The organism is Chryseobacterium angstadtii (assembly GCF_001045465.1).
GTDB lineage: Bacteria > Bacteroidota > Bacteroidia > Flavobacteriales > Weeksellaceae > Chryseobacterium > Chryseobacterium angstadtii.
This window is the reverse complement of sequence record NZ_LFND01000005.1, coordinates 87,280-105,967: the sequence shown is the minus strand read 5'-3', so window position 1 is coordinate 105,967 and position 18,688 is coordinate 87,280. Positions and strand designations below refer to the sequence as shown.

The following is an 18,688-nucleotide window of genomic DNA, read 5'->3' as shown; positions in this document are numbered from 1 at the left end:
ATCCCTTTCCGGGTTTCAATACTGCTTTTAATTAAAATTTTATGGGGATATTAAAATATCTCCTGATGTACAACAATCAAACGGCCATAAGATCATGACCTTAGCAAGTTTTAACCATGATCCGTGTGCTATTAATTTATAACGGAAAATGATTCCGGACCGCTCTATTAAAGAACGGAAAACAGATGTATAACCCTTAAAAAGTGATTATGATGAGAGACTTTTTTGAAATGATTTTTAAGAGAAATGAAGATGCCGCAAAAATGAATATCTGGAGCCTGATGCTCCTGTTAAGTTTTGCCGTTTTTTCCGTATTGGTGTATTTGATATATGCCTCAAAACCAGATTTTAACAGTGTGATCATATACGTAACTGCATTCGTAGCTTATCTAGGATTTGGACTCGTATTTATCAGCTCCCTTACAGGAAAAATGAATTCTTCCCAAATGAGGAAGAAATCAAGACACGCATAACCTTAATTTCGACTTTACTAGAATACCGTTCAATAGACTTGAACGGTTTTTTATTTATAATTTTTGTTTTTTTTTAACCACAAAAGGGACAAAAGTTTTTATCTAATCTTTTTAATTATTTCTAAAGCTAAATACTTTGAAAACAGAAAGTTCACAAAAGTATTTTAAAAATCTAGGATTTTTTTATTTACAATGCTAGAAATCTGCTCAATCTGTGAAATCTGCATGAGATTATTTTACCCTAAAAGTTTATTCTCTCACATCTCACGCCCGCAACACCTAAAACTCTCCCACTCTCAAACTCTCAAACACCAGCTTATACTTTCAAAAAATCCTTCTTCTCCAATCTCACTTCCATCTCTTTTCCCTCTCTTCTGATCTTTATATTGATTGTATTCTGTCCGCTTTCTACTCTGTTGAGAAAATAATGACAGGCCCCGTCTTTATCCAGATTTTCAAGATTGACATTGTTGATGCTGATGATAGAATCACCTACTTTAAGGGGAAAATTTTCTTCCTGAAACACGAAGGCAACTGTCGGTTTTGCATCTATAAAACGATATCCGAAACCGAAAGATTCCAATTTTGCAGGCTCGTTTTTAATTTGCTTCATGTAAATCTTATTTCCGGACCAATCGAGGATGAAAATAAAGTTTTTAAAGAAATCATTTCCAATCAGGCCGGCATTTCCGGTTGCTACTATTTCATTGAAAAAACGTTGATTGCCCAATGAAAGCTCTGCTGTCTTGAAAATATGGCCCGGTGCAGGCTTTCCGGCTCCATAAGCACCGACAGAGCTCGTCCCATAGACATCAACACTCTTTAGTACTTTTTGGGCGTCATATGCCTTATCTACAATCTTTAGCCTTCCCGAAAACCCGGTATCAAAAGTGAGATCCATTTTCTTCCCCTGAATATCAACCTCTACAATCGGTGTTTTCTGGGGTCTGGGACTAAAAGGAATCACAATATCATAATCTGAAGGATTAAACTGCGCCAGATCCGTAGAAGCTTCCAATGAATTTTCTGCATAATTGACTTTCCAAAACAGTTTAGCCATTTGATTGGCTCCCAGAATACCATCTATTTTAAAACAGCTCAGTTCAGAGATACTGAAATCCATAACAATAGCTGCTACATCTTTAAAAACGGCTTTATCAACAGTCATTTCAGGAAGAACGGTAAAAACCTGCTCCTGTTTATTTTTCTGTGAATCCTTTACTTTGCTTTTGTATTTTTTCTCCAGTCCCAGTTCAGTATAAACCGCTGTAGAAATCACGGTAGGCGCTCCGGTATCAAACAGAAAATTATATAATTTCCCGTTGATACTTACCTTTACAAAGGGCAGATCATTGGCGAATTTCAGATTAATCTTTTCTACCGGATTCTGCAACTTTACTTCCCCGCCTTTGAAGAATTTCTTGCCCTGGGCCGAAATGGTGGTTGTGGAGAAAATGAGGAGGGTGTAGAGGATTTTTTTCATGAAATTACTTTACACGAAAGTAAAGCTTTTTATGGATTTTTAGAATGTAAAATAAGTCAATATATGTAAACTTTTATCTTTCCAATTGTAAGACTTGAAAATCTACACCTATCGCACGCATTTGTCTCGATAAATCTATTAAAGTAAATTTTGCAATATTTGAATCAAACTTTTCAATATTGCTATACAAGCTTCTTTTTTTCTTAGCTGTATCTAAAACAGACAAAACAAAAACAATTTTTTTATTTTTAAATAAATTTATAAATTGTTCTTCATTAGTTGTACTAAATTGCTTTTTAACTTTTTGATAATAATCATCTTTTCCTTTATAATTAGATGATTTTTTATATAATTTTCGTAGGTAGGCATATCCTAATCTTGAATCTTCTTCTATCTTTTTAGCTGAAATCAAAACCTGATTGCAAAGGTCTCTCATGGAGTTATCGAAGCCTTTTTTAACATGATAAAAATAGACTACATTATTAATTTCGTCAATTTTCATTAAATCACATGCTTCAATATTCAGTGGTGTAATTTTATCAAAAACATAAGTGTTTTTATAACCTAAGTGACTTGCATTGAAATCATTCTCGTTTCCAGAAGACCACTTGTTTAATTGTAAACTCTGATATTTGTTTTCGCTTAAGAAGATTTTAACCTGATTATTAACATTTTCAACAAAGGACTTTTTAACAATGTACCAATCTTTCTCAATGAAAAAATAAGAACTTCCCTCATAAGTAATTTCAGTACAAAAATGATCGATAAGTTTATCTAGTGTTAGTGTATTTCCATTTTCATCAAAAGTCTCAATATATGAGCTTAGCATTACTTTTTTGAACTCATTATATTCTAATGGTTCTTCTAATTTCTCATCTAAAATTTCAAATACTGACTGGATTTCTCGAATAATTCCATCTGTCTCTTTTTCTATGCTGACTTTTCCCAATTTAAAATACAATAGACTATAGGAAGCATAAAAATATCTCTCAAATTCTTTATTACTAATTTCAACACTAAAAAAATTGTTCCTATTAAGATAATTACTATATACATTTCTTAATATTTCATCAAATAAAGTATCAAGTAGCACCTTATCCGTTCTGGTTATTTTCTCTATGCTATTTATTTCTATGGTATTAGATTCATCTTCAAACAATTTTTCACATTTCTCAATTATATTCAAAAGTTCCTTAAATGATATGGATTTTTTTAATAAAAAAGAATTTTTCACAACACAAATACTATTAGTTTTAACATCAGTATGTTTAAATCCAAATTTTTCAACAAGAGTTTTTTTATCTATCAAAGCATCTAGTTCATTATAGATTTTAGAATAATCTTCATTTTCGTATAAATTGTAATCTTTTCTGAAAATTTTAACTTCCCCTTGCACTCCTCCAGTCAAATTACGTTCTTTTGTTGCTCGTAAAGCCTTGTCATCCAATTTAATAATTCTTGACAGAATTTGGATTCCAAAATCTGTTGTGGCAATTTCTTGAACTGTCAAATGTGCATAACCACCAGTTGATGAATATATTTTCCCCGTTTTATTATTTTTTAAAAAAAGGATATAGCTTTCTGAAACAGATTTTTCAAGTTCTAAAATTTTTTCTTCCTCCAAAGATATTGATCTAATGAAATCCTTCCACTTTATTTTATTCTCGGCTCTTTTGTAAAATAATTTTACTTCGTATGTTTTATCTAAGTTTTGTTTTATTTTTTGTTCATCATATCCTTTATTTTTTAAAAATAATTTCAGATATCTAAAATCAATTAGTTTTATTTGAGCTCCCCCTGTTTTAGTATGGACCATAATTTTATCTCTTAATAGATAAATATTATTTTGAATCTTTTCACTCATAGATTTTACTTTTAAATTATCATATTCATAGATTATTTTATTCTTTTACACCTATAATATTCAAAATTAGTGTACATTTTCAAATCTATTGAATGTAGCATATTACATCCTTACGGGAATCCGTACTTCACCCTTATTTTCAAAGATTTACGTATAAAAACAAAAAAAAGCCGTCCTCACGGACGGCTTTCAATATCTTAAATTTTCAATTACTGTACTTTCACAAGCTCAACATCGAAAACTAACCAAGCGTTTGGTGGAATAACTCCTCCTGCTCCTCTTTCCCCATAAGCCATTGCTGGTGGGATTAATAAAGTAGCAGTTTCGCCTTCTTTAAGCAATAGGATACCTTCATCCCATCCTTTGATTACTCTTCCCATTCCAATTGGAATTTCAATTGGCTCGTTTCTTTTGAATGAAGAATCGAATTCTGTACCGTCGATTAATTTACCTGCATAGTGTACAGATACATTGTCACCAGATTTAGGAGCTTTTGCACCATCAACTGTTTTTGTGATTTTGTAGTATAATCCTGATTCAGTTTTCTGCATTCCAGCTTTAAGGTTTTCCACCATTTTTTCCTGGTTAGCTTTGAATTCTTCCTCTTTTTTCTTTCTTTCGGCTTCTTCTTTAGCGATATAAGCTTTGTTATTTTCTGCGATTTTAGCTTTACCTTCTGTGAAAGTTTTTGCAGCATCGTAGTTTTTGTAAGCATCACCTTTCCCAAAAACAGACACTTTTTCTAAAACAACATCTGTTTTAGGCTTGTCCTGAGCTCCTTTTTCAACGTTTGCAATTGCATCGATTACATCGTTTCCTTTTACTACTTTTCCAAAGATCGTGTGTCTTCCGTCCAGCCAGGGAGTAGCTACTTCAGTGATGAAGAACTGAGAACCGTTGGTGTTAGGTCCTGAATTCGCCATAGAAAGGATTCCTTTTCCTGTATGTTTAAGGTCGTTTTTCTCGTCCTCGAATTTATATCCCGGATCTCCTGCTCCTGTTCCCTGAGGATCACCTCCCTGGATCATGAAATCTTTGATTACTCTGTGGAAAATAGTTCCGTCATAATAAGGAACTCCTTTCGCCTTAGCTTTGTTATCTATTTTCCCTTCTGCAAGACCAATAAAGTTGGCTACAGTTACCGGTGCTTTTTTGTCTTCGAACTGCACGATCAGGTTTCCTTTAGAAGTCTGAAGATTTGCATAAAGTCCGTCATTAAGACCTTCGTAAGTTTCTTTGTCTACGTTCATTTTTTTATAGATTGGGGTACAACTCATCAGCGAAATACTTGCCGCTGCCAGAATTATATTCTTGTTAAACAATTTCATTATTTATAGAGCTTTTAATTTTATGATTAATGGGATATCGTTGTCTATATTCTTTTCGTCTCCAAAGGTTCCGTAGGCCAGTGAAGAAGGCACCAAAAGCGTTACTTCCTCTCCATCATGCATAAAACGCAAAGCATTTTCTACCGCTTTCAGTTCATCAAAATGCCCGAATCTGGCATCTCTTCTTTCAAAAGGTTTGTCGTAGATCTTAGTTTCATCAAAATCATACAGATCATAAGAATAAGAAATCGGTGTATCATCCGCTCTTCTTGTTCTTTGATCAAAGCCTTCAACAGTTACCCAGTAATTAAGCTGTGTAGGATAATACTTTACAGACTGCCCCGCGATCCAATCCTGAATCTGGCCTCTTTCAATCGTATTCAGATTTCTCATCCTTTCCTTCGAAATATCCAGATCTTTCTGGCTCAGAATTCCCCCTACAGGAGGATGTGCCGTGGGGGTGTTCCGGTTGCAGCTTAACAGACTTACTGCCGATATGAAGAGTAACTTTTTCATAAACTTTTGCGAAAATACGCATTTCGGGGAAATATTGTTCAATCGGTTTTAAAAAATTTAGCAGATCGTGATAAAGTACTTGTAATGAAGGAGGTTTGAGATGATTAAAAGATTGAAAAATTCAAGGATTAAAAAAATTTAATTACAGAAGACACAGAAGCTTTTTGAAATGCTTAAACTTATTTAAATTTTATAAAAAATCTGCCCAATTTGCTTGATCTAAGTGAGTATTTTTTAAACATTAAGATTTTTTAAGTATTGAAGAATAATTAAGGTAAGCTTCGCTTTAAGTATTGCCGTGCAGCTTAAAAAATCTATTGGATTTTATCTTAACTTCACTTATTATCTTCATTCATCTTAATGTTTACAAATTATCTCGCGCAGATTTCACAGATTCAGCAGATTTTAGCATCCCGAATATAAAAATCTAAGATTTTTAAAATACTTATATGAGTTTTAATAACATCATATATTTCCATCTTTAAACTAAATATTCAAAAAAATTTTGTGTCTTTTGTGGTTAAAAAAAACATTTATTTAAACAAAAAATCACCCCAAAAAAGAGGTGATCATCTATTTTAAATCTTGAAATATTACTGAATTGTCACTTTAATCATCTGCTGCACGGAAGGAAGCGTATTAAACGGATTAGGATTAGCCAGCTGCTGTACCGGTTGATTTTCAACCTGCGCCGGCTGGGATCCGATATGTGCACCGGGAAAAGAGCTTTCCAGAGTTCCGCTATCAAAAATACCCATAATGGAAGAGATATCGCCTCTTGTCGAACCGTCTACCCCATTATTGGTAGCAGCAACAAACCAGTCATTGGACTGTCCGTACATCGTTGCCAGAGCAATACGGTCTCCTTTACGGGCAGAAATAGTCTGTGAAGCCTTGCCACCATTGTTCCCGTTGATTCTGGGCTGTAAAATAGTGGTAGCTGGGTCTTTAAGTACAAAAACTTCCTTTACTCCGGATTTGGTTTTAAGGAAAGCGGCCAGAACATCTGCATTCCCTTGCTGGGAAAGTTCTTTTAAGCCTTGTCCCCGATCGTTTTCTCCTGTTTTAAAGATAGGATTGTCATTTCCGCTGTATACAACAACCAAAACAGGTGAAAAAGGAGAATTAGGGCCTGTAATTCCGGTAAGATACTGAGTCATCGCCGTTGTTTTACCGGTTTCGGCAAGATCGGTCAATCCGTTGGCAGACAGTTTTCCCGGTGAAAAAATAGGATCTTCCTTAGAAAGTGTTGTTCCTGAAATATGAGATATGGCCCATACTCCTGCGCTTATTGGTGTTTCATTGGCTGTTCCGCCTGAAGTATTGGTTAGCTTTAATGTAAATTTAGTTCCGCCTTCATGGGTAAGCTCTGCTTTCAACAGCTGTGAAGCAGGAACTGCCAATGCAATTTCTGCAATATTTTTAACAATTGTTTCTGCTACACCAGGATGAGTTACCGTAGGACCTGTAGCCTCATTGACACGTGTTCCGTTATCCCAAAGTTTCATCTGTGAAGAAACGTCTCCGGTTACCGGATTCCCATTGTCCTGATATAGTTTTATCCCAGGATTGGCGGGAGCAAAAAAAAGATCATTACTATTTCCGTACATCGCTACAAAACTAATCGCCTGCCCTTTTCCCGCATAAAAGCTAAAGGAAGCCGATTCCCCCGGATTAAGAACAGGGGAAGACCCCGCATTCTGGAAAGTTCCGGATTCTACCAGGGATTTACTTTCAATAATATTTTCTACTGTGATTACCGCCGAATCATTTACCGCCAGCTCTGCATCATCCTCGCTGCATGACGAAACAGCTAGAACACTCATTAAAGAAAGCATACTCAACGATAATCTGAACTTCACAAATTGCATAGTATTTTAAATTTTCTGAAAAATTACCAATATTTAGCGAGAAAATAAAAAAACCGACAGAAATTTATTCTGCCGGTCTTATTTATTGAGCTAAATAATGCTTAATTAAACAGTTTCCAAAACATCTTTTTCAACCACAACTCTCCATCCGAATGGATCTTCGCTAAGGTTGTTCTGAAGGTCAGTAAGGTCTTTTTTAAGAATAGCAGCATAGCTTTCTTCGTCTGATAATTTTGGAAGAGCCAATTTCACTCCTTCATATCCTAAAGCCTGGAATACGGTAGTGACAACAGCTGTTCCTACTCCCCAAACTTCTTTCAATGTTCCGTTTTTCTGAGCTTCAACAACAGTTTTCACTGCTACAGGCTCTATTTTAACTTCAATTCCTCTTTTCTTGGCAAGCTGAATGAAGCTATCTCTCGTTACTCCGTCAAGGATCTTCTCAGAAGTTGGTGGTGTATAGATGGTATCGTTAATTCTTACAAATACGTTCATGGTACCACTTTCTTCGAAATATTCGTGAGTAGCATCATCTGTCCAGATAATCTGCTCATATCCTTCTTCGATAGCTAATTGTGTAGGATAGAAAGAAGCGGCATAGTTTCCTGCAGCCTTAGCAGAACCTACTCCACCATTTGCTGCTCTGGAATAATGGTCTGAAATTTTTACAGAAACCGGCTCCGAGTAATAGCTTTTCGCTGGTGTTGCTACAATGGCAAACATATATTTATTGGCAACTCTTGCTTTAAGAGCTTCTTCAGTAGCAAAAATAAGTGGTCTGATATATAATGACATTCCTTCTCCCTGAGGAATCCAGTTTCTGTCTATATCTACCAATGCCTTCAACCCGTCCAAAAACATTTCCTCAGTCACTTCAGGCATAGCCAAACGTGCTGCCGATTTATTGATACGTTCAAAATTCTTTTCAGGCCTGAAAAGGAAAACCTGCCCGTCTTTGTCTTTATAAGCTTTCATACCTTCAAAACAAGCCTGTCCGTAGTTTACTCCCATCATGGCTGGTGTAAAAGGTATAGGACCATAAGGAACTAATTTAACATCACCCCATTTTCCATTCTCATACTCACATATCACCATATGGTCTATAAAAGTACTTCCAAATGAAAAATTGTTCGGATCAAAGTCCGAAAGTCTGGAGTTTTCAGTTTTTTGAATTATCATTTTTAAAAATTTTTACGATGTTCTACAAATTTAACATAATTTTCTAAATATAAAAATTTTAGAGTAAATTTGACAAAAAAATAGCTTGAAAAGAGAAATTAAGACCACAAACGACGGAAGTAAAACACTGTTTATCAATGATTTAAATGAAAACTATCATTCTCATCATGGAGCACTCCAGGAAGCAGAACATGTGTTTATAAAAAATGGATTAAATCAATTAAATGATTGCGAAATTAATATTTTAGAACTCGGTTTTGGAACAGGTTTGAATGTTTTAGTGACAATTAATGAATATTTAAAAACTGACAAAAATCATGTCATCAATTATTTTTCACTGGAAAAATACCCCATAAATGAATCCGAAATTAATGACCTTGCCTACTTTGAGCATTTTGATAACCCCGAATTCAAAAATATTTATCAAAAAATTCATCAGGCAGAATGGGGGAAATCATCTGAAATCATTAATGGTTTCAACCTAAAAAAGATAGAATGTGATTTTTTTGACCTGAAAGACATAGACTTACCAAAAATTAACCTTGTCTACTACGACTGTTTTGGGGCAAGGGTACAGCCTGATCTTTGGGAAAAACCACTATTTGAAATGGTTTCGGACAAAATGTCCGTTAACGGATTGTTAACAACCTATTCTTCTAAAGGCAGTGTAAGAAGAATCCTTCAGGAACTTAATTTTAAGGTAGAGAAGAAACAGGGACCTCCGGGCAAGCGGGAAATGATAAATGCAGTGAAGATGTAGTTTGGGGAGGAAAAAATGATAAATGATAAATGATAAATGATGAATGATGAATGATGAATGATGAAGCAGTGAAAAGGCAAGGAAAGCTGAGAAGGCTAAGATAAAGGAAATAAGGAAAGGGGACGGAAAATATAAATAGATATAATAAAGAATAAAAGCGAATTGACAGTTTCTCCTATGAAGCTCCTATTCGCTTTCTTTGCTTTCTCAGCCTCCTCAGCTTTCTTCGCCTATTCACCTTTTTGCCATCTCATCCCTTTGCCCTTTCCACTTATTTCCCTACTTTAGCTATACAAAACATTATATATGATTGACAAGATCAACATTAGAGTATATGCGTGTGCAGTAAAGGATAAAAAAGTACTGACCCTATTTGAAGAATATGCGGGAGAACCTTTAATGAAATTTCCGGGAGGAGGTCTTGAATTCGGTGAAGGACTTCTTGAATGTCTTCACCGCGAATTTGATGAGGAACTGAATGTGAAAATAGAAGTTGTGGAACATTTTTATACGCAGGAAGATTTTCTGGTTTCCCGTTTCAGAGAAAATGAGCAGCTCCTTACCATATATTATATAGTAAACATTACCACCGAAGAAGATTTCCTGATCCTTGATCCATGTATTGAAAAAACGGAATGGATTGACATCGACAGACCTGATAATCCTTTTCCTCTTCCGGTAGATAAAATTGTATTCGATAAATTAAAAGAAAAATTCCTGTAATGATTTACAGGAATTTTATATTTATTTTCTGACTTTAAAATTTTCGGCTCCGGGATAAGGCTGCAGATATCCTGAGTTCCAGTTGGACTGAAGCAAAGATTCTACAAACTCATCGGTTCGGTTCTTATGCGGATTGTACTGGTCTTTCAGATCAATATCGGCCATTTTACCTTTTACATTCCACCAGAAAGCGCTCCATCCTCCTCTAAGTTCTTTAATAATTTCATAGACGTTCTTACCGGTTGCTCTGTTCATGAGTTTAGCAAAAACCTGGCCTTCAGTGGTTGTAAGATCACGAAGCTGTTTTTCATACTGATCCGCAAGCATATTCTGTCTTTCTTTCACAAACTTTCTTTTTGCTTTGCTGTCCATATTATTCATATCAGCCTGGATATCTCTGTACTGTTGAAGTGCAGTAACAAACAGCGGATACACTCTATTCAGTTTTTTATTAAGGAAATAATAGTAGTTTTTATCTAACTGATTATTAAATCGGGGTTTATTGACCAGAACCAATTCGTCCAGAACGACAACGGGTTCGCCATTAATTTCATAAACCTTCATCTTTTGACGTTCGTCATAAAAATACTTATTACCGAACTCATCTACTTTCAATGATTCTGCAGGATATTGGTTGAGAGGTTTTGCTATGATAGAATCCTTCTGACCAAAAACACTGACTCCAAAAAAGAAGATAAAAAGACAGACAATCTTACTAAAATTCATTATTTTTACACTTATAACAGTAAAAATTGAACGCAAAAATCATTCCTTTTTATGAAATTTGAAAAGAAATCTTTGAAATTTTTAGAAAAATACCTAAACACTTCTTCACCAACAGGTTACGAACATAAAGGCCAGGAAATCTGGATGGATTACATCAGACCCTATGTAGACAAAATTGAAGTGGATCATTACGGAACGTGCTATGGGATAATCAATCCCGAGGCTGAATTTAAAGTAGTTATTGAAGCTCATGCAGACGAAATCTCCTGGTACGTGAATTACATTACAGATGATGGATTGATCTATGTAATCCGAAACGGAGGCTCAGATCAGACGATCGCTCCATCAAAAGTGGTTCACATTCATGGAGAAAAAGGAATTGTAAAAGGGGTTTTCGGATGGCCGGCCATTCATACCAGAGCCAATCAGAATGAACCTACCCCAAAAATTGAAAACATCTTCATCGACTGTGGCGCTGTCTCCAAAAAAGAAGTGGAAGAAATGGGCGTTTATGTGGGCTGTATGATCACCTATCCTGATGAATTCTTTGAAATGAATGACAGATACTTTGTCTGCAGAGCATTAGACAACAGAATCGGCGGCTTTATGATCGCGGAAGTGGCAAGACTTTTAAAAGAAAATAAGAAAACAATCCCTTTTGGCTTATATATTACCAATTCCGTACAGGAAGAAGTTGGGTTGTATGGTGCAGATATGATTGCTGATACCATTAAACCTAATATTGCCATCGTAACGGACGTTACCCACGACACCACCACCCCAATGATTGAGAAGAAAAAAGAAGGCGACCAGAAATGTGGTGACGGCCCTGTTGTTTTCTTTGCGCCAAGCATTCACCATACCATCAGAGAACTGATCATAGATACCGCCAAGGTTAAAAAAATACCTTTCCAGAGAGCCGCAGCCAGCAGAGCTACAGGAACGGATACGGATGCTTTTGCCCACTCTAACGGCGGAGTACCAAGTGCATTAATTTCCTTACCTTTGCGCTACATGCATACAACAGTAGAAATGGTGTCCAAAGAAGATGTAGGCAACGTGATCAAGCTGATCTACGAAACGCTTCTGAAGATTAAACCGGAGATGAAACTGAAGTATCATTAAGAGAACCAAGATGCAAGACACAAGATTCAAGACGTTCAAAATAGGAAATAAAAGATAGCCAATATCCGGAAGATTCTATCCTGACTCTTGGTTCTTGATTCTTGATTCTATATATCTAATATAAAAGTAAAAATGAAAACGAAGCTTATTGCTCCTTCCCTTTTATCCGCAGACTTTGGGAATCTGCAAAGAGACATTGAAATGCTGAACAATTCACAAGCCGACTGGTTTCACATTGATGTGATGGACGGAAGATTTGTACCTAACATTTCATTTGGCTTTCCTGTGATGAAAACCGTACAGCAGCATGCCAAAAAATTTGTAGATGTTCATCTGATGATTGTGGAACCGGATAAATATGTAGATGAATTCATCAATCATGGGGCAGATCTTATTTCCGTACATTATGAAGCGTGTACTCATCTTCACAGAACCATTCACCATATCCAGAGCAAGGGGGCAAAAGCTGGAGTTGTTTTAAATCCTTCTACTCCGGTACTGATGCTTGAAGATATTATTGCTGATGTGGACCTTGTTCTTTTAATGAGTGTAAATCCCGGATTCGGAGGACAGAAATTCATTGAAAATACGTACAAAAAGATCGCTGAAACCAAAGATCTTATCCTGAGCAACAACTCTACAGCTCTTATTGAAATTGATGGTGGAGTTAATCTTGAAAATGCTTCCAAATTATTCGAAGCAGGGGCAGATGTACTTGTTGCCGGAAATGCCGTATTCTCTGCTGAGAGTCCGGAAAGAACCATTGAATTACTGAAAATTTAGAAGTTTCAAACTTATTCATATAAAAGGGCAGCCAATTGGGCTGCCCTTTCTCAAAGAAATATATTGGTTATTAGTCTACCTGCTGAAAATTGAAACTCAAATCCCCTCCATTGTAATCTGATGATATGTTAGTAGGGAAAACCTGAGACGAAGTACCGACCCATCGATATTCCAAAAATTTGATATTCCCGGCGGTGATTGGATATACTGCATTCGTATTGTCCGGTTTATTTTTTTTGTACCAGTCGTTCGAATTCATCGTAATCATATATTTTTTATCCTTCTCAAGAGCCAGTTCCGTAATCGCTTTAGTTACCAGAGTATTAGAAGCCGATACATTCACCATTTCTGTTCTGAGAACGGTTTTATCCGTGTAATCCCAAATCGTTACCTTTAAGTTTGGATTTGCATCCGGCAGTTTCACTGTAATAGCATTGATTTTTCCTTTTACATTCGGGGAAAACGCCAGGCCAAATTCGTAATTTCCGGAATTGATAAAATTCGTCACCGTAGTAAATCCTGCGTTTTCATGGTATTTATTTAACGGATTTTCTTCTGCATATACTACAGGCACGGGAACTGCTGCCTCATCGTCATCTTTACTGCAGCTTGTGATTAAGAATATAGAATTCAGCGCTATTACTGCACATAAACTTTTAAGAGATAGCGATCTCAGCTTAAAAAAAACTTCTAAATGTTTCATGGGTTTTAATTTTAATATTTGATATGACAAAGATTAAAATATCTGAAAAGTAAAACACCAGGAAAAACACTCTTTTAAGAGGAGTTATTGCACCGTTTTTTTAGATACAAACGGATTAAAAAGAAAAAGGCAGCTCTTGGGATGCTGCCTTTCCTGCGGAATTTGAGCTTATGTGGTTATTAGTTTTTTTTGTCGTAAGACTTTAATGCTTTTGATTCCCTGTGCAATTGCTGATGTAAAAATCTAAATAAAATCATATACGACGCATCCGTATAAATACCTAATTTAGGATTAAGTATTTATACGTAATCTGAAAAATCATTACGATGCCTGTTTGTTCCATAAGCATGCACAGACCACTAAAATGATGCTTATGACCGAAAATGCAGTCCTTACATTATTCAAAAGGTTCCATCTGTTTTCAAAATTATTGCGCATCTCTTGAATTGCTTCCGCTGTTGAACCGCTGATATCAAACTTATCCAGCATATCATTTAAAGGGACATTTCCTACCACAGTAACCCCGAAAACACCAATAAGATAAGCCGCACATGCCAAAAGAAGCAGGATGAAAGCAGGCTGTTCTCCGCGAAACAGAAAAGTGGTCACCGGGAGTAGTACCGCTGTTCCCATAAAACTCATGAAAAATACCGGATTAAGGATTTCACGGTTAATACTCTGCATAGACTTTAAATACTCCACATCTGAAAGTTTACCCAGACCGGGCACTACAGAACATGAATAAGCATAAAAAAGCCCAGCGATCAAAGCCGCAAGCACGGCAGTAACTAATAAAAATACCGTTGTCATTTTCATTTATTTTTGATTTGTGATGTAAAACAAAAAAAATCCTAATAAGGATTCCATTTTTTAATAATCTGTTGCGCAGTATTGATCATTTCCTCGTCCCAGTTTTCCGGTTTGAAATAATGAAACTTCTGATTTTTTATAAACTCAACATTATTTTCATCAAACAACAACTTTGTCAGCTTTGTCTGTTCATCATACAGCAAAAAATCTTCAACCGGCTCTGAATATTTCCCGGTCATTCGGGATCCCGGTTTATTTTCATCAGAATACCCATCAAAAGCCTCAATAATGTCTTTAACTTTTTTAAAATCTTCCAGGAAAATATGTCTCTCAGCCTCTGTGTTTAAAGTATGCCCCAGCCTTTCAATGATAACATATTCAGGAGAAGGACATTGGGATAACACTTCAGGCAGTACGAGCAGGATTTCATCCGGAATACGGTCATCATGCGTATCTCTTCTTATCAATTTCTTCCCATAAGCACTTTCCTGCCAACTCCCTCCCGAAAGGTGAATTTCTTTTACTTTTTCTAGCGGATACTGCCGGATAATTTCCTGCATATCTTTTTCAAAATTACAGGACTGGCAGTATATATTGTGAAGATCGAGAATAAGAAAACCGTCTATATCTTCCACAAGCCTGTATAAAAACTCTCCCTGCTCTTTTACATCTTCTATGGAAAATGAAAAAGCGAGATTCTCAACTCCCACAGGAACTTCCACAGCATCCTGAAGTCTTTTCAGCCTGTCTTTTCCTATCTGAAGTATCTGAGGGTGAAGCGGAACGGGCAACGGAACGCCCTGATGAAAATTTTCAGTGTTCACAAAACCGAAATGCTCGGTAATATGGCTGTATTTTCTATGTTTACATTCTTCTTTTAATTTTTCAAGCCAGATTTCCTGCCGCCCGGTCCATCTTGCATCAAAGAGAGAATAGTACACTCCATGTCCTAAAAGCCTGTTGTTTGCTGAGTAAAAATCCAACAACCCGGAAAGCCATTCAGGTTCTTTTTCATCAAAAAAGGTATCAAAAGACCATTCCAATACCTCTACAGAATGATCCTGCAGCAAAGGAAGTATTGCGGAAACAAAATCTGCTTCCGGCATCATAGACAAACCCAATAGCGGCTTCTTCATAAACTATCCCATTCCACAGGCTGGGCAACCTCCGCCATGCTTCAGGATGGTATCTTTTTTGAGTACCACTTTGGGCTCGGCCGCTTTTACGGTTTTCGGAGAATCTGCTTTCTTCACTACTTTCTTAACAGGTTTGCTTCCTTTTTTCACAGGTTTTGTCGTCTGTCCGGAAACACTTACGGCCACTAAGCTGGCCATTACTATTGCTGGAATTTTCATATTACCTTTTTGATGAAACTTACAATAAGTATTCCATTTATGATTGTTCTAAAATTACAACAATTACAGGTAGAATATTTTAAAATAAAAAGTTTAAGCTTATTATTTTTATATTGAAGATAGTATTCAGTGTTATTATTGAAAAATCTGATCTTCTTTATTTATATTTAAGGTTTAATAAAAAGTGGAAAATGAAACACAGGTGGATCAAAGCCTTTTTCTTAGGATTAATGTTGGTATCGTGCAGTATTCATGCTCAAACGAAATCTTCGGATGATAAAAAAATGGAGTGGTTTAAAAATGCCAAGCTCGGCATTATGATTCATTGGGGAATCTATTCTGTTGATGGAATTTCAGAATCATGGTCATTCTTTAACAACTATATCAACCATGAAAATTACATGAAGCAACTGAATGGGTTTTCAGCATCACAATACCAACCGGATCAATGGGCTGATCTGATCAAAAACTCCGGTGCACAATACACCGTGATCACCACCAAACATCATGACGGCGTTGCATTATGGAACTCAAAAGCCGATAAAGCAACAACTATTCCTTCTCACTCTTTAGCTAAAAAAGATGTTTTAACTCCTTTGATAAGCAACCTTAAAAAATCAGGGCTGAAAACAGGGCTTTATTTTTCTCTTCCTGACTGGAGTCATCCTTATTACGACATCAATACCCGGACAAAAAAAAGATATGAAATCGGCAGTGATCCAAAGCGCTGGAAGCAGTTCGTCAACTATTATCAGACCCAGCTGAACGAACTCTCTTCACAATATCAGCCGGATCTTTTGTGGTTCGACGGCGATTGGGAACATACCCCTGAAGAGTGGGAAGCTTCTAAAACCTCTGACATCTTAAAAAAGTACAATCCTAATATCATCATCAATTCAAGACTCAGCATTCCGGGGGATTATGATACCCCCGAACAAGGCATTCCGGTTGAAAGACCGCAAAGCAAATACTGGGAACTCTGCTATACCATGAATGATTCCTGGGGATATCAGACGTATGACGATCGTTATAAAACGTCCAATATGCTGATAAGAACATTGACCGATGTGATGAGTATGGGAGGAAATTTACTGCTCAATATCGGTCCGAAATCTGACGGTACTATTCCTGAAAAACAGGTTGAGATTTTAAAGGATCTCGGAAGATGGACTTCAAAAAACAAAGAAGCGATCTACGGAACGGATGAAGGGATTCCTTTTGAAAATTTCAAAGGAAAATCTTCGGTTTCACAATCAAAAAAATCGGTATTCCTTTACCTTGAAGAAGCTAAGGATTTCGTGAAACTGTATGGCGTTACCAATAAACCCTATGCTGTAAAGGTTGTCGGCGATCCGGGCGCCAAAGTAGGAATTAGTTTTGAAAATAAAAGTACGATGACTCTCGATCTGTCTCAAATAAAATTTGACAAAGATGTCACAACAGTAGAACTTGTTTTCAAAGATCAACCCATTTTTTTGAAAAATTTCCTTGCGGATTCTTATTCCCTGAATGATATTTTAGAAAGTAAAAAAACTAAAACGGCGGTTTATGATCTGGCCAATCTTCTGTATAGCGGAAACAATCTTCTCAATAACTCCGGACTTACCAGTGACGGACAGGAAATGAAAATTAAAAAAACAGCTAAGACCAATTCTGAGACGCTGCAGTGGATCAGCAAACATGCGGAAGCATTATACGAAACCGGAAAAGGTCTTCCGGAAGGACATTATTCCGGGATGAGTGCTCTTTCCAGTGATAAACAGACCTTATATCTGTTTGTGGAAGGCACTCCTACAGGCCCTGTTGCTTTAAAAGGAATAAAAAATAATATTGCCAGAATCAGGATTGCAGGTGAAGGATCCATGATTCAGCATCAGACATATAATAAGCTTTACTGGAGCGATACTCCCGGAGTGGTTTATATTGATGTTCCGAAAGACAGGCTTGATAAAAATATGACAGTCATTGCCGTATTGCTTGACAAGCCCGTAGAACTGTACAGAGAAGGGGTTGGCGCTATTGAGAACAATTTATAGACATCTGTTTTAAGACATTATGACACAAAAAAACCAGAGAAAATTCTCTGGTTTCTATATTTTAAAGGTCGTTTTCTTAGAAAATCTCTCTTCCTGAAAAGTGGAATTGAGCTTCGATAAGAGCGTTCTCGTTAGAATCAGAACCGTGAACAGCATTTTCTCCGATGCTTCTTGCAAACATTTTTCTGATTGTACCTTCTGCTGCTTCTGCAGGGTTTGTAGAACCGATTAATGTTCTGAAGTCTTCAACTGCATTATCTTTCTCTAAAACAGCAGCAACGATAGGACCTGAACTCATAAATTCTACCAACTCTCCGTAAAATGGTCTTTCAGCGTGTACTTCGTAGAATTTTTTAGCATCAGCTACAGTAAGCTGAGTTAATTTTAGAGCTTTAATCTTAAAACCTCCTTCTGCAATCTTACCTAATATAGCACCGATATGTCCGTCTGCTACTGCATCAGGCTTAATCATAGTGAATGTAATGTTAGACATAAATGTATATTTTTTTAATGCCGCAAAATTACAAAAAATATCTTTGATTTTTATTTTAATTTTTTTTTAACATAAAAATAACTTTTATTAAGAAATGCAGAAAAAACTTTGGCACAGTAATTGTTAATTATATTACGATTCTCATGTTTAATTTGAGTTTTCATGGTTATTAGTTTTTACCCAGCTTCGGCTGGGTTTTTTATTTGTAAAAAATCAATCATTTTATTGAATATTTGATAATTTTTAAAACCTATAAAAACCATATTAATACATTATTGCTTCTATTGTAATCAATGAAATAAATGCATTTTTTAAATTTTTTTTTATGCAATAAATTGTAAACAGAATATGAATTTAAATAAAAGTTCATATTGGCAGAAATTTAAGAGGGAAAAAGTGGAGTTATTGTAAAATAAGACGCACAGTATATTGAAAAAAATGGTGTTGTCAGAAAAAAATT

18 protein-coding genes are annotated in these 18,688 nt (G+C 35.9%); 6 read left to right on the top strand and 12 right to left on the bottom strand.

Annotated elements, in window-relative coordinates:
* Positions 1 to 209 precede the first annotated feature (209 nt).
* The gene (locus ACM46_RS15410) at positions 210 to 473 is read left to right on the top strand and encodes a hypothetical protein (RefSeq protein ID WP_131707611.1); all 264 of its coding nucleotides are present in this window, start codon (positions 210 to 212) and stop codon (positions 471 to 473) included.
* A 316-nt stretch (positions 474 to 789) separates the two neighbouring features.
* Here the strand turns inward: ACM46_RS15410 and ACM46_RS15405 are convergent, their stop codons facing one another.
* The 6 genes from ACM46_RS15405 to ACM46_RS15380 all read right to left on the bottom strand — a co-directional run bounded on the left by ACM46_RS15405 (position 790) and on the right by ACM46_RS15380 (position 8,714).
* Positions 790 to 1,956, bottom strand: coding sequence for an aspartyl protease family protein (locus tag ACM46_RS15405; protein WP_048507579.1), 1,167 nt, complete (start codon positions 1,954 to 1,956; stop codon positions 790 to 792).
* Positions 1,957 to 2,029: 73 nt separating this feature from the next.
* A complete protein-coding gene (locus ACM46_RS15400) occupies positions 2,030 to 3,820 on the bottom strand; it encodes a DUF6119 family protein (protein WP_048507578.1) in 1,791 nt (596 codons plus the stop codon).
* Positions 3,821 to 4,029: 209 nt separating this feature from the next.
* Positions 4,030 to 5,070 (bottom strand): peptidylprolyl isomerase, encoded by a 1,041-nt coding sequence (locus ACM46_RS15395; RefSeq protein ID WP_241486042.1) that lies wholly within the window; start codon positions 5,068 to 5,070, stop codon positions 4,030 to 4,032.
* 81 nt (positions 5,071 to 5,151) lie between these two features.
* A complete protein-coding gene (locus ACM46_RS15390; protein WP_048507576.1) occupies positions 5,152 to 5,664 on the bottom strand; it encodes an FKBP-type peptidyl-prolyl cis-trans isomerase in 513 nt (170 codons plus the stop codon).
* A 593-nt stretch (positions 5,665 to 6,257) separates the two neighbouring features.
* Positions 6,258 to 7,526 (bottom strand): spondin domain-containing protein, encoded by a 1,269-nt coding sequence (locus ACM46_RS15385; RefSeq protein ID WP_206541011.1) that lies wholly within the window; start codon positions 7,524 to 7,526, stop codon positions 6,258 to 6,260.
* Positions 7,527 to 7,640: 114 nt separating this feature from the next.
* Positions 7,641 to 8,714: a branched-chain amino acid aminotransferase gene (locus ACM46_RS15380; RefSeq protein WP_048507574.1), complete on the bottom strand. Its 1,074-nt coding sequence runs from the start codon at positions 8,712 to 8,714 to the stop codon at positions 7,641 to 7,643.
* 85 nt (positions 8,715 to 8,799) lie between these two features.
* On the opposite strand from ACM46_RS15380, the gene mnmC2 reads away from it, so the two are divergent.
* Positions 8,800 to 9,474, top strand: coding sequence for a tRNA (5-methylaminomethyl-2-thiouridine)(34)-methyltransferase MnmC2 (gene mnmC2, locus ACM46_RS15375; RefSeq protein ID WP_048507573.1), 675 nt, complete (start codon positions 8,800 to 8,802; stop codon positions 9,472 to 9,474).
* A 306-nt stretch (positions 9,475 to 9,780) separates the two neighbouring features.
* Positions 9,781 to 10,197: an NUDIX domain-containing protein gene (locus tag ACM46_RS15370; protein ID WP_048507572.1), complete on the top strand. Its 417-nt coding sequence runs from the start codon at positions 9,781 to 9,783 to the stop codon at positions 10,195 to 10,197.
* Positions 10,198 to 10,218: 21 nt separating this feature from the next.
* Here the strand turns inward: ACM46_RS15370 and ACM46_RS15365 are convergent, their stop codons facing one another.
* A complete protein-coding gene (locus ACM46_RS15365) occupies positions 10,219 to 10,923 on the bottom strand; it encodes a DUF4294 domain-containing protein (protein WP_048507571.1) in 705 nt (234 codons plus the stop codon).
* A 51-nt stretch (positions 10,924 to 10,974) separates the two neighbouring features.
* Between ACM46_RS15365 and chrP the strand changes: the two genes are divergently transcribed.
* Both chrP and rpe read left to right on the top strand, forming a co-directional pair.
* Positions 10,975 to 12,048 (top strand): chryseobasin maturation metalloprotease ChrP, encoded by a 1,074-nt coding sequence (gene chrP / locus ACM46_RS15360; protein WP_048507570.1) that lies wholly within the window; start codon positions 10,975 to 10,977, stop codon positions 12,046 to 12,048.
* A gap of 132 nt (positions 12,049 to 12,180) precedes the next feature.
* Positions 12,181 to 12,831 carry a ribulose-phosphate 3-epimerase gene (gene rpe, locus ACM46_RS15355; protein ID WP_048507569.1) on the top strand — a complete coding sequence of 217 codons (651 nt, stop codon included), beginning with the start codon at positions 12,181 to 12,183 and terminating at the stop codon, positions 12,829 to 12,831.
* A 70-nt stretch (positions 12,832 to 12,901) separates the two neighbouring features.
* Here rpe and ACM46_RS15350 read toward each other — a convergent pair whose 3' ends face one another.
* From ACM46_RS15350 to chrA, 4 genes are all read right to left on the bottom strand, one after another.
* Complete coding sequence (locus ACM46_RS15350) at positions 12,902 to 13,534, bottom strand: DUF4082 domain-containing protein (RefSeq protein ID WP_048507568.1); 633 nt, start codon at positions 13,532 to 13,534, stop codon at positions 12,902 to 12,904.
* A gap of 321 nt (positions 13,535 to 13,855) precedes the next feature.
* Positions 13,856 to 14,344 carry a chryseobasin maturation helper ChrI gene (gene chrI, locus ACM46_RS15345; protein WP_173426492.1) on the bottom strand — a complete coding sequence of 163 codons (489 nt, stop codon included), beginning with the start codon at positions 14,342 to 14,344 and terminating at the stop codon, positions 13,856 to 13,858.
* Positions 14,345 to 14,385: 41 nt separating this feature from the next.
* Entirely contained in the window at positions 14,386 to 15,480 is a 1,095-nt protein-coding gene (chrH, locus tag ACM46_RS15340) for an MNIO family chryseobactin maturase (protein WP_083997424.1), read from the bottom strand.
* Between the two features lie 3 nt (positions 15,481 to 15,483).
* On the bottom strand, positions 15,484 to 15,699 hold the full coding sequence (gene chrA, locus ACM46_RS15335; RefSeq protein WP_048507565.1) for an MNIO class RiPP chryseobasin precursor ChrA: 216 nt from the start codon (positions 15,697 to 15,699) through the stop codon (positions 15,484 to 15,486).
* Positions 15,700 to 15,890: 191 nt separating this feature from the next.
* On the opposite strand from chrA, the gene ACM46_RS15330 reads away from it, so the two are divergent.
* A complete protein-coding gene (locus tag ACM46_RS15330) occupies positions 15,891 to 17,735 on the top strand; it encodes an alpha-L-fucosidase (RefSeq protein WP_048507823.1) in 1,845 nt (614 codons plus the stop codon).
* A 76-nt stretch (positions 17,736 to 17,811) separates the two neighbouring features.
* Here ACM46_RS15330 and ACM46_RS15325 read toward each other — a convergent pair whose 3' ends face one another.
* Complete coding sequence (locus tag ACM46_RS15325; RefSeq protein ID WP_048507564.1) at positions 17,812 to 18,228, bottom strand: nucleoside-diphosphate kinase; 417 nt, start codon at positions 18,226 to 18,228, stop codon at positions 17,812 to 17,814.
* Positions 18,229 to 18,688 lie beyond the last annotated feature (460 nt).